Below are 12,588 nucleotides of genomic sequence, written 5' to 3' on the forward strand. Positions count from 1 at the left end.
GACCTAGTGGAGACGCCACCATGAGATTATGCGACAGCGACATTGAAGCCTGGCTTGACAGCGGGCAGCTTGACATTGCGCCGCGTCCACCGGTTGAACGCATTAACGGTGCTACCGTGGATGTCCGCCTGGGCAACCAGTTTCGAACCTTTCGGGGACACACCGCCGCCTTTATTGATCTGAGTGGCCCGAAGGATGAGGTGAGTGCCGCGCTGGATCGCGTTATGAGCGATGAGATCGTGCTGCCGGAAGGTGAGGCTTTCTATCTTCATCCCGGCGAGCTGGCGCTGGCGGTTACGCTTGAGTCCGTGACCCTGCCGGATAACCTGGTCGGCTGGCTGGATGGTCGCTCCTCGCTGGCGCGCCTCGGCCTGATGGTACATGTGACGGCGCACCGCATTGATCCCGGCTGGCAGGGACGCATCGTGCTTGAGTTCTATAATTCAGGTAAGCTGCCTCTGGCGCTACGTCCGGGTATGCTGATTGGCGCACTGAGTTTTGAACCGCTTTCAGGACCGGCTGCCCGACCTTATAACCGTCGGCAGGACGCGAAATATAAGGGTCAGCAGGGCGCTGATGCCAGCCGTATCGACAAAGATTAAGTCTCAGGCACTGAGGGGAAGGCATGAAAAGATTCATTACCACGCTGGCCATTTTGCTGGTGGTGATAGTAGCCGGAATGACTGCGCTGGTAGTGCTGATCAATCCTAACGACTTTCGCACCTATATGACCAGCCAGGTGGAACAGCGTAGCGGCTACCGGCTGGCACTGAATGGCGATCTGCGCTGGCACGTCTGGCCACAGCTAAGCATTCTGTCGGGGCCGATGAGCCTGACTGCGCCTGGGGCCGCACAGCCGGTGGTCAGCGCGGAAAATATGCGTCTGGACGTGCACCTTCTCCCTCTCCTCTCTCACCAGCTGTCGGTTAAGCAGGTGATGCTGAAAGGCGCGGTTATCCGTATGACGCCCGACAGCGACAGCCAGCAGCCCGCGAATACGCCGATGGCGCCCAGGGACAGCCGTCCGCCGGAAACCAGCCGGGGATGGAAGTTTGATATTGACGAACTGCGCATGGCGGACAGCCTGCTGATCTGGCAGCAAAGCAATGGCGAGCAAATTAATTTCCGCGATCTGAATTTACAGCTCTCCCAGAACAGGCAAAAACAGGCACATCTGGATCTGAGCAGTCGCATCAGTCGCGATCAGCGCGAACTGCTGGTGCATGTTAACGCGGATACGGATATGAGCCGCTATCCCCGGCAGTTCTCAGCGACCATTAATCAGCTTGACTACCAGCTCACCGGCGCGGATTTACCCACCAGCGGCGTGAAGGGCCAGGCAAATATGCAGCTGAGCTGGCAGGGTGACAGCCAGGCGTTCAGCCTGAAAAACCTTTCGCTGCAGGCGAACGACAGTCAGCTGACGGGAAGCGTCAGCGGCACGCTGGCCGAACGTCCAAAGATCGATATTAATTTACACTCTCCCTCGCTGAATATGGATTCCCTGCTGGGGCTGACGCTTAACGGCAGTAACGGCAGCCAGGGCATACAGGCCCAGCGCGCCGCTCCCGGACCGGTTATTGCCCAGCCCGCCCAGCGGAGTAATGCCGATTCACCGTTAAATGCGCTGGACGGCAGCCTTAAGCTCACCGTCGACAAAATGCGCTGGCGCGGGATGGATCTGGCACAGGTGCAGGTTAATGCGGCCAGTCAGCAGGGCATCCTGAATCTCACTACCCTGCGCGGCAAGGTGGGTCAGGGTGAGTTCTCGCTTCCGGGGCGCATAGATGTATCAAATGCCGTGTCGGCTATAGCCTTTCAGCCGGTATTCAGTGATATTCCCGTGGCGCCACTGTTGCAGGCGTTTGACCTTCCGGCATCGCTGAGTGGAAACCTCAGCCTGACCGGGAATTTCAGCGGAACAGGCCTGTCAGTGCGTTCGTTCCGGCACGACTGGCAGGGCAGGGCGGACGTCAGCCTGTCGGATGCGCAGATGGCGGGGCTTAATTTTCAGCAGATGATCCAGCGTGCGGTAGAGCGCAGCAGCGATCGCGTGCGCGGGCCGTCGGACCATCCGACCGGTAGCGCACTGCAGCATATCACCGCCGGTGCCACGCTCAACAAGGGCCTGTTGGCCTTTGATTCGCTAAAGGGCACCTCGTCAATGCTGAACTACAGCGGCGAGGGGGGGGTGAACCTGGCAAACCAGCAGGCGGATATGACGTTTGGTATCACAGTGACGCAGGGCTGGCAGGGTGATGACGAGATCGTTCGGCGCCTGCAACAAACCCCCGTGCCGCTACGCGTTTACGGGCCCTGGTCGGCGCTGAATTACTCATTGCAGATTGATCAGGTGCTGCGACAGCAGCTACAGGACGAGGCGAAAAAACGTTTGCAGCAGTGGGCCGATCGTAATCAGAACAGCGATAAGCGCGGATCCGTGCAAAAGCTGATTAAGGATTTATAAACGAGGCGTAATCCTCTTCGTTGACTGCCAGCGGAACAATCTGCACCTTCTGCACCCGATGGCTGTCAACCTGAAGGATACGGAACAGCGTGTCGCCGATCTGAATCTCCTCTCCTGCCTGCGGCACCCGCTGCATATGCTCCATCAGTAATCCTGCCAGGGTATGGTACTCGCGCTTCTCATCGATCGGCAGCGCCATATACATGACCAAATCGTCCAGCGGCATATGACCATTTGCCGTCCAGCTGCCATCGACGTTTTGCTGAATGTCGTAGCGGGGATCGCTGTTCTCCCCCTCATTGGGTAAATTCCCGGCTATGGTCTCCATTACGTCGCTCAGCGTCACGACGCCTTCTATCGAACCGAACTCATCCGCAACAAAGGCGAAGTGGGTTCGCGCGTTGCGAAACTGCTCCAGCGCGGGCAGCAGGGTAAGCTGTTCCGGAAACACCAGCGGCTGACGTATCAGCGCGCGGATATCCAGACTGATGCCGTGCAGCGCCTGCTGCAACAGGTCGATAACATGCACCACGCCCAGGGGATCGTCACTGTTATCGGTCACCACCAGCCGCGTATGCTGATTACTGTCCAGCAGCGCCATTATCTTCTCCGGCGATTCGCTGAGGTCGACGTGCTCCACGTCGTGGCGTGAGGTCATGATACTGCTGACGGTGCGCTGCCCCATCCCCAGCACGCGGGCAATCATCATCCGCTCCTGCTTATTAAAGATGGCCTGGCTTTCAACGGCGTCGGGTGCCAGAGACGCGGTTTCGCTGTCCAGCTCGCTGCGGTCAGGGTCGCCCCGCAGCAGGCGAAGCACCGCTTCTGCCGTACGCTTACGCAGCGGAGATTTCGCAGACAGGAAACGCCGCCGGTTAAACTGCGCCAGCTGATTGAGCGCCTCAATAATGATTGAAAAGCCAATGGCCGCGTAGAGATAGCCTTTCGGTATGGCATAACCAAAGCCGTCCGCCACCAGACTGAAGCCAATCATCAGCAGAAAGCTCAGGCACAGAATCACGATGGTGGGGTGGGCATTAACGAAACGCGTCAGCGGCTTACTGGCCAGCAACATCAGGAAAATGGCAATGATCACCGCCGCCATCATCACGGCCAGGCTATCGACCATGCCCACAGCGGTAATGACCGAATCCAGCGAGAACACCGCATCCAGTACGACGATCTGCGCCACTACCGGCCAGAATTTAGCGCCACGCTTTTGTGGATTTTCGTCTGCATCCTTCCCCTCCAGACGCTCGTTCAGCTCCATGGTGGCTTTGAACAGCAGAAAAACCCCGCCCGTCAGCATAATCAGGTCCCGTGCACTAAACGGATGACCGGCAAGGGTAAACAGCGGCGTAATTAAAGACGAAAGCCATGAAATGGATGCCAGCAGCAGCAAACGCATTATCAGCGCCAGCAACAGCCCGGTTATTCGGGCTTTATCGCGCAGGGCAGGGGGGAGCTTCTCAGCAAGAATGGCAATAAAAACAAGGTTATCGATGCCCAGTACCAGTTCCAGGACAATAAGCGTAACCAGCCCGGCCCACACAGACGGATCGACGATCCATTCCAACATTAGCGACTCACCCGTTCGGAGTTAAGAAATTTTTATGATGATAGTGAATCCTGATCAATACCACAAATAAACCCGCCAGCAGCGGAAGCTGGCTCTGTTAAATAACCACGGCAGGGATAATCATCAAATGAAATCACTCTGGTGCGCCATTACTAATTAGCGTACGTACGCTTTTCAAGATTATTCGTATAGGTGGGTAAAGCAATCTGGTAGATACTTAACGGGTGGAGAGAAAGTGTTCAGGATTAATCTTAGTCTCACAGGGAGTAAAGCTGAATTTCAACCACCGGGGAAACAGGATATGTGCGCGACAGTCTGGCAGCAAAGGTAGTCTTAATCCTAAAAGACAGTGCGGGCGGGGAGAGGCTCTTGTAAACAGGCCATTTATAACTAGTATAGCAACGTGTTAGGAAATGTCTGTGGTTATGTGGCAAAACGGCATTTCGATGTTCTTTTTTGCGAACACACGCACATTAGACGAAACACGTTAGCCTGCCGCTCAGAGAGGACAGGATAAAACCAACAAAGTATGAGCGTTACAGCGCATTGGCAGCTACAAGCCAGGGGCGGTAGCGTGTCCGAAGAGGGGTTTTAGCCCCGATCAATTCTCTTCTGACCCGTCATCTGTTGTTGATTTTACATGTCAATTCTCTGCTGCAACGTCAGTTAAGATGACCTTTTACACGACTCCCAAATACGTTTTCTGTGTAATAAATGACGTGATTAAAAAACACGCAATCATTTCCAGTGATGGAATTAATAAAGCACAGGCTTTCGAAAAATAATTAAGAGTTAACTATGCGCGATATTGAATACACCTTCAAAGGGTTATTGATAAAACTGTCACTGGCTCTCTCAGATCTCATTTTATTTAATGCCTCTTTATTTATTGCTATCCTGCTGATTAAAGCGTTTCCAGGCCATATGCTGGAAGATATTTCTTCACAGGATCTCCATTTAAAAATTGCCACACATATCATCCTCTCAATAGTTTGTATTGGCTGGTTTTGGGTGCGTCTGCGACACTACACCTATCGCAAGCCATTCTGGTTTGAATTGAAAGAGATCTTCAAAAGCATTTTGATTTTCTCTGTGATTGACCTTTCCATTACTGCCCTCTCAAAGTGGGATATGTCACGCTGGATTTGGGTGATGACCTGGTTATTAGCACTGGTACTGATCCCGATTGGTCGTGCGCTGGTTAAGCGCGTACTCAATCACTACGGGCTATGGAAAAAACAGTCGATCATCATCGGCAGCGGCAAGAACGCTGAGGAAGCCTGGCTGGCGCTGCAAAGCGAGGAAGTGATGGGCTTTGACGTGGTCGCGTTCTACGATGTTGATAACACCACTCCCGCACTCGCGCTGTTTGGCGTACCCGTAATTCGTGATGAAGAGTCGCTGTGGCAACGCGTGAACAGCGAAACGCAGTTCATCGTCGCGGTGGAGTACGAGCAGAGTCAGTATCGCGACCTCTGGCTGAAGAATCTCGCCAAACACAACTGCCGTTCCGTTTCGGTTATCCCCTCCCTGCGCGGCGTTCCCCTTTATGGTACGGACATGGCCTACATTTTCAGCCATGAAGTGATGATCCTGCGCGTCAGCAATAATCTGGCTAAGCGCACATCCCGCATCCTTAAGCGTGCGTTCGACCTGGTCGGGGCGCTGGGGATTATTACCATGCTGATGCCTGCGCTGGCCGTTCTGATCTTTATGGTGGCGCGCGACGGCGGTAAACCTATCTATGGTCATGAGCGGGTCGGGATGAATGGGCGCAAGTTCAAGTGCCTTAAATTCCGCTCGATGGTGGTGAATTCGAAGGAAGTGCTGGAAGAAGTGCTGCGCACCGATCCGGTGGCCCGTGCCGAATGGGATAAAGACTTTAAGCTGAAAAACGATCCACGCATTACGCGTATCGGCCACTTTATCCGCAAAACCAGCCTGGATGAGCTGCCGCAGCTGTGGAACGTGGTGCGCGGAGATATGAGTCTGGTCGGGCCGCGTCCGGTTATCGAAGATGAGCTGGAGCGCTACGCGGGTGACGTTGACTACTACTTCATGGCAAAACCGGGTATGACCGGCCTCTGGCAGGTCAGCGGGCGTAACGATGTTGATTACGAAACGCGCGTTTATTTTGACTCCTGGTACGTTAAAAACTGGTCGTTATGGAACGACATCGCCATTCTTTTCAAAACCGTCGGCGTGGTTTTAAAACGCGATGGTGCCTATTGATTCACGGGGTTACCCGTCAATCGGGAGCAGGTCGCAAGGCCTGTTCCTGTATTACCAGCGTCTTTTGACTGTTAACTGTCATTGACTTGCTAGCTAAACAAACTTTTTTATTGACGAATGTTAAGCGTCGGTTTTACTCAAACCGGCAAGGCATAAAAGGATAGGGAGTTAATTAAAATGACTGACAGTTACAGTGCCTGATGTGAGACTCACTTTATAACTTTTGCATGACGCTACACAGCGGCGGATTCGCCACTATCAATCAAATTACTGATAGCGATGAGATAGATGATTACAATCAAAACGAAATTGATACCCCTGATGGTATCAGCAGCTCTTCTGTCCGGATGTACCATTGCACCGGGCTCTGGTCTTTCCACCAGCGGAAAAGACGTTATTAAGCAACAAGACAGTGATTTTGATATTGATAAGTACGTTAACGTCTTCCCTCTGACGCCGGGCCTGGTAGAGCAGATGCGTCCGCAGCCCGTCGTCGCCCAGCCGAACAGCGGCCTGCAAAATGAGTTGCAGAACTATGAGTACCGGATCGGCATTGGCGATGTTCTGACCGTCACCGTCTGGGATCACCCAGAGCTGACTACCCCTGCCGGCCAGTACCGCAGCGCCAGCGACACCGGCAACTGGGTACACTCTGATGGCACCATCTTCTATCCTTATATCGGTCGCGTACGCGTAGCGGGTCGTACCGTACAGCAGGTGCGCGATGAAATCTCGAACCGCCTGGCACAGTATATTGAAAGCCCGCAGGTTGACGTCAGCGTGGCCTCGTTTAAATCGCAGAAAGCCTATGTGACGGGTGAAGTCACCACATCCGGGCAGCAGGCGATTACCAACGTCCCTTTAACTATCCTTGATGCCGTTAACGCAGCAGGGGGGCTGACGCAGAATGCCGACTGGCGTAACGTCGTCCTCACCCACAATGGCAAAGAGATCCCCGTTTCTCTCCAGGCGCTGATGCAAAACGGCGATCTGTCGCAGAACCATCTGCTCTATCCCGGCGACATTCTTTACATTCCGCGCAATGACGATCTGAAAGTCTTTGTAATGGGTGAAGTGAAACAGCAGGCCACGCTGAAAATGGACCGCAGCGGCATGACGCTGGCTGAAGCGCTGGGCAGTGCGCAGGGCATGGACCAGACGACGGCTAATGCGACCGGTGTATTCGTTATTCGCGCCATCAAAGGGCAGAACCGCAGCAAGATCGCCAATATTTATCAGCTGAATACTAAAGACGCCTCGGCGATGGTGATGGGTTCCGAATTCCAGCTCCAGCCTTATGACATCGTCTATGTGACCGCGACGCCTCTGGCGAATTGGAACCGCGTTATTTCACAGCTGGTCCCAACCATCAGCGGCCTCTACGATGCGACGCGCAACGTACAGACTATTCATAACTGGTAATTTTCCGGGAACATTATGATTAATTCGATCTTAGTGGTCTGCGTCGGCAATATCTGCCGCTCTCCAACCGGGGAGCGGCTGCTGAAAGCGTCGCTGCCCGATAAAAAGATTGCCTCTGCGGGCCTTAGCGCAATGACGGGCTATGCGGCTGACGGCACGGCAAGCAGCGTTGCCAGCGAACATGGCCTGTCGCTGGATGGCCACGTGGCTCAGCAGCTCACCTCGGGCATGTGCCGGGATTACGACCTGATTCTGGTAATGGAAAAGAGACAGGTGGATCAGGTCAATCGTATTAACCCCTCCGTACGCGGCAAGACCATGCTGTTTGGTCACTGGCTTAACCAGCAGGAGATAGCGGATCCCTACAAGAAAAGCCGCGAAGCCTTTGAAGCCGTGTACGGATTACTCGAAAACGCTGCCCAGAAATGGGTCAACGCATTAAGCCGATAGTTGGGATTATCCATGAATATAAAAAGTAAGGTACCGTCTGCGCCAAAAGAGGAATCTAACGGATGGGATTTGGCGCATCTGGTGGGGCAGCTGATTGACCATCGTTGGGTAATTGTGGCCGTCACAGCGCTGTTTATGCTGCTGGGTACGCTGTACAGCCTGTTTGCTACGCCAATCTATAGCGCCGACGCGATGGTGCAGGTGGAAGACAAAAATTCCAATACCGTGCTGAACGACCTGACGCAGATGATGCCGAACGCGCAGCCGATGTCCGCCACGGAAGTGGAGATCGTCACCTCACGTATGGTGGTGGGTAAAACCGTTCACGATCTGGGGCTGGACGTGCTGGTTCAGCAAAACTACCTGCCGGTGATTGGTAAAGGCCTGTCCCGCATTATGGGTAATAAGCCGGGGCAGCTTGAGATCCCCCAGCTTACCGTACCAACCGACTGGGAAAAGCGTGAACTCGAGGTTGAGGTTAACGGCCCGGACAGCTACACCGTCAGCAAAGAGGGTAAAGAGCTGTTCAAAGGTAAAGTGGGTCAGCTGGAAAATCATAACGGCGTGAGTATGCTGGTCAGCGGCATCCAGCAGGTAGATAAAGGAACCGATTTCACGGTCACCAAACTGTCTGACCTGCAGGCGATTAAACTGGTAACCGATAATCTGGCGGTAGCGGATAAAGGTAAAGACACCGGCGTGCTGGGTCTGACCTACACCGGTGAAGACCCGGTACTGATCAGTAAAGTTCTGAATCAGCTGATTGATAACTATGTGGGTCAGAACATTGACCGCAAATCCGCCGAAGCGCAGAAGAGCCTTGAGTTCCTGAAGGTGCAGCTACCGGACGTGCGTGAAAAACTTGATGCCGCGGAAGATAAGCTTAACAGCTATCGTCGCCAGAATGATTCAGTCGATATGTCGCTTGAAGCGAAATCTGCGCTGGATTCTTCCGTCAGCATCCAGAGCCAGCTCAACGAGCTGACCTTTAAGGAAGCTGAAGTATCTCAGCTCTTTACCAAGGATCACCCAACCTATCGCGCGCTGCTGGAGAAACGCCAGACGCTGGAAAATCAGCAGAAGCAGCTGAACCAGAAAATTGGTCAGATGCCGCAGACCCAGCAGGAAATTGTGCGTCTGACGCGTGACGTTCAGTCCGGTCAGGAGATCTACATGCAGCTGCTTAACCGTCAGCAGGAGCTGAACATCAGCAAAGCCAGCACCGTCGGCGATGTTCGCGTGGTTGACCATGCGGAAACGGCAGGTAGTCCGGTTGCACCGAAGAAGATGCTGCTGATCCTTGCCAGCATGATCCTGGGTCTGGTGGTTTCCGTCGGCTATATCCTGCTGAAAGCGCTGTTCCACCACGGCATCGACAGCCCGGATCAGCTGGAAGAGCAGGGCATGAACGTTTATGCGAGCGTCCCGCTGTCCGAATGGCAGCGTAAGAAGGACACGGAAGCGCTGACCAGGCGCGGCCTGGGCAAAGCCGACCCGCATAACACGCTGCTGGCGCTGGGTAACCCGACCGACCTGTCAATCGAAGCGATTCGCAGCCTGCGTACCAGCCTGCACTTTGCGATGATGGAAGCGAAAAACAATATTCTGATGATTACCGGCGCCAGCCCGGGTATTGGTAAAACCTTTATCTGTTCAAACCTGGCAACGCTGGTGGCGAAAGCCGGTCAGAAAGTGCTGTTTATCGATGGTGATATGCGCCGTGGCTACACCCACGAACTGTTAGGGGCAAGCAGCAAAACCGGTCTGTCCAATATTCTGTCGGGTAAAACGCCGTTCACCACCGAACTGATCCAGCAGGGCGCTTACGGATTTGATTTCCTGCCGCGTGGGCAGGTGCCGCCTAACCCGTCCGAGCTGCTGATGCATAACCGTATGCAGGAGCTGCTGGAGTGGGCGAGCAAAAACTACGATCTGGTGCTGATTGATACGCCACCGATTCTGGCGGTGACCGATGCTTCCGTTATCGGCAAAATGGCCGGCACCTCGCTGATGGTGGCGCGTTTTGAAACCAATACCCTGAAAGAGCTGGACATCAGCTATAAGCGCTTTGCCCAGAACGGCATTGAGATTAAAGGCGTGATCCTTAATGCCGTGGTGCGTAAAGCGGCTAACGCCTATGGATACGGCTACGACTATTACGATTACAGCTACAAGCAGGATGCGAAAAGCTAGCGGATTGCGCTGACCTTCCCTTCTGAGGGAGGGTCACCCTACCGGCGATAGCGTGGCGAATAAGGCCGTTTCTTTTAGACGTATAAAGGTGCCTGCAATGAAGGATATTTTCTTTTCGATAGTTATTCCTGCATACAATGCATCCGAATCTATCGTAACCACATTAGATTGCGTGGCTGCGCAGACCTGGCAAAACTTTGAGGTCATCATTGTTGATGACAAATCCAGCGACGCGGATAAGTTAGCCGCGGTAGTGCAGTCGGAAAAATACAGTAAGCTGAAAATCAATCTCGTGCTGTCGCAGGAAAAACTGAATGGCTCGGGCGCCCGTAATAAAGGCATTGAGCTGGCGACCGGAGATTACATCAGTTTCCTGGATGCGGATGACGAGTGGCATCATGATAAGCTGCTCGAGTCGGTGAAAACCATTCAGCGACTGGAGTCAGAGGGTCGTCAGAAAACCATCATTTTCAGCCAGGTCAACATTATCCAGGATGGCAGCTTCCTGAAGGTGATGCCGATGCAGCGACCAGGCCGCAACGAGACAGTGGCGGAATATCTGTTTGGCTGTTACGGCTTTATCCAGACCAGTACCCTGGTGATGAAGCGCGAATATGCCGAAGATATTCGCTTCGACACCCGCTACATTCGCCATCAGGATTATGATTTCTGCATTCGTGCAGACAAAAAAGGCTATGAGTTCGTGATGATTGAGCAGCCGCTGGCTAACTATCATCTGATCACTAAATTTGGGTCTAAGCATAAGGGCGAGTCGGTTAACTACTCACTTTTCTGGCTGGACACCATGAAGCCTTATCTCACCCAGCGCGATATTAATACTTATAAAGCGTATAAGCTGCCGCTGAGATACAAAATGGATGGCAAGTCTCTCCAGGCCAGCGTGAGTTTTATTCGCTACTTTTTCTTAACAAATAAAGACAACCGTACCTACTTTATCAATCGTCTGAAGGATAAAGTCAGCCAGCGGTTAGGTAGAAAATAGCGTTATCTTCCGCCAGGAAAGATAGCGCGGTGGGGAAAAGAATGGCGATATACTGGATAATAAGCTACACACTGCTCATTTTTTGTCTTTTTGAGCTGGCAACCATTGGCCAGCTGACGCAGCCTAAAATGCAAAGGGTAGTGACCTATTTCTTCTTTATCGGTGCGGTTGGCCTGATCCTTTTCGCCGGGATGAGGGGACCCGGTTCCGGGATTGATGACTGGCAGTATCTGGGCTTTTTCCACGACTTTTCCCGTCAGACGGAAATGAGTGGTTATCAGACCGTAGCCAACGTTTATCGGTACGAAAATCTGTTTATGCTGCTGGCGTGGGTGCTGTCATGGTTTACCCAGCAGAGCTACTACTTTCTGTTATTTATCGCGTTTATCGCGGTATCGACTAACGCCTGGATCTATAAAAAATATTCGCCGCTGATCCTGTGTTCGCTCTGTCTCTATTCGGCGCACCTGTTTATCAACAAGGATATGAACCAGATCCGCTTCGGTCTTTCCAGCGCTTTCGCGGTGGCCTGCATCTGCTCCGCCGCGGGACGGAAATACCTGCTGGCGATTATTTTTCTGGTACTCAGTTCGCAGTCGCACTCAACCGGCTATGCCGTGCTAATGGTGACGCCGTTCCTGTTCCTGAAAGAGCGTAAATATTTTGGCCTGGCGATGGTGATTGCTGCCATTCCACTGGGGATAGTCGGCGGTAAAAGGCTGTTTCTTGACTCGCTGGGGATCGTACCGGTGATCGGTGACAGGGCCATGGGCTACAGCGGGACCAACTTTGACGTCGCCTCGCCGGTTTTCGGTCTGGCGAACTTAAAGAACATCGCTTTTATTGCCTTCTTTACGATGGTCTACTTCCGCAAAGCTATTACGGAAAAAGATCGCCTGGCCTACCTGCTGTTTATCGCTTATTCCGCGGGTGCGGCCGTCCGTATCGTCTTCTCAGACTTCTCGATTCTGGGAGGCAGGGTGGGGAACCTGTTCCTGCACTGTGAGCCACTGCTGCTGGCCTTCCTGATGCTGCGTATCAGGAACGTGATCCTCAACTTCGCGCTGCTGTTTGCCATGACGTCCTACTATCTGGCTTATAACACCATCCTGTCCGTACAGTCGATCGACGGCTACAGCGTTGCACCACTCTTCAGGCTTTTCTGATTAACTGGCCAGGGTTCCCCTGGCCGTCTTACGTATAACCCTTTTAATCGTTCAGTTTGCAGCGATGCTGACTGCC

9 protein-coding genes are annotated in these 12,588 nt (G+C 53.3%); 8 read left to right on the forward strand and 1 reads right to left on the reverse strand.

The features are described from left to right. Window positions 1-20 precede the first annotated feature (20 nt). Both dcd and asmA read left to right on the forward strand, forming a co-directional pair. Window positions 21-602, forward strand: a complete 582-nt coding sequence (gene dcd, locus ACLRGG_RS19415; RefSeq protein WP_067708487.1) for a dCTP deaminase — start codon at window positions 21-23, stop codon at window positions 600-602. A gap of 23 nt (window positions 603-625) precedes the next feature. Further along, window positions 626-2,467, forward strand: a complete 1,842-nt coding sequence (gene asmA, locus ACLRGG_RS19420) for an outer membrane assembly protein AsmA (protein WP_416251303.1) — start codon at window positions 626-628, stop codon at window positions 2,465-2,467. On the opposite strand, the gene ACLRGG_RS19425 is transcribed toward asmA, so the two are convergent. Then, the gene (locus ACLRGG_RS19425) at window positions 2,454-4,046 is read right to left on the reverse strand and encodes a TerC family protein (RefSeq protein WP_416251304.1); all 1,593 of its coding nucleotides are present in this window, start codon (window positions 4,044-4,046) and stop codon (window positions 2,454-2,456) included. The two genes, asmA and ACLRGG_RS19425, sit on opposite strands and share 14 nt — an antisense overlap. A 798-nt stretch (window positions 4,047-4,844) precedes the next feature. On the opposite strand from ACLRGG_RS19425, the gene wbaP reads away from it, so the two are divergent. The 6 genes from wbaP (at window position 4,845) to ACLRGG_RS19455 (ending at window position 12,512) form a co-directional block, all read left to right on the forward strand. Then, window positions 4,845-6,278, forward strand: a complete 1,434-nt coding sequence (gene wbaP, locus ACLRGG_RS19430) for an undecaprenyl-phosphate galactose phosphotransferase WbaP (protein WP_416251306.1) — start codon at window positions 4,845-4,847, stop codon at window positions 6,276-6,278. A 288-nt stretch (window positions 6,279-6,566) separates the two neighbouring features. Continuing rightward, a complete protein-coding gene (locus tag ACLRGG_RS19435; protein ID WP_067708480.1) occupies window positions 6,567-7,700 on the forward strand; it encodes a polysaccharide export protein in 1,134 nt (377 codons plus the stop codon). Between the two features lie 15 nt (window positions 7,701-7,715). Beyond that, on the forward strand, window positions 7,716-8,150 hold the full coding sequence (locus tag ACLRGG_RS19440; protein ID WP_416251307.1) for an arsenate reductase/protein-tyrosine-phosphatase family protein: 435 nt from the start codon (window positions 7,716-7,718) through the stop codon (window positions 8,148-8,150). A 12-nt stretch (window positions 8,151-8,162) separates the two neighbouring features. Next, on the forward strand, window positions 8,163-10,343 hold the full coding sequence (gene wzc, locus ACLRGG_RS19445; protein WP_416251308.1) for a tyrosine-protein kinase Wzc: 2,181 nt from the start codon (window positions 8,163-8,165) through the stop codon (window positions 10,341-10,343). Between the two features lie 97 nt (window positions 10,344-10,440). Further along, a complete protein-coding gene (locus ACLRGG_RS19450) occupies window positions 10,441-11,346 on the forward strand; it encodes a glycosyltransferase family 2 protein (protein ID WP_416251310.1) in 906 nt (301 codons plus the stop codon). Between the two features lie 41 nt (window positions 11,347-11,387). After that, entirely contained in the window at window positions 11,388-12,512 is a 1,125-nt protein-coding gene (locus ACLRGG_RS19455) for an EpsG family protein (RefSeq protein ID WP_067708466.1), read from the forward strand. The last annotated feature ends 76 nt before the right edge of the window (window positions 12,513-12,588 follow it).

Origin of the sequence: Erwinia sp. PPS120 (genome assembly GCF_047918655.1) — a bacterium.
Taxonomy (GTDB): Bacteria; Pseudomonadota; Gammaproteobacteria; order Enterobacterales; family Enterobacteriaceae; genus Erwinia; species Erwinia tasmaniensis_A.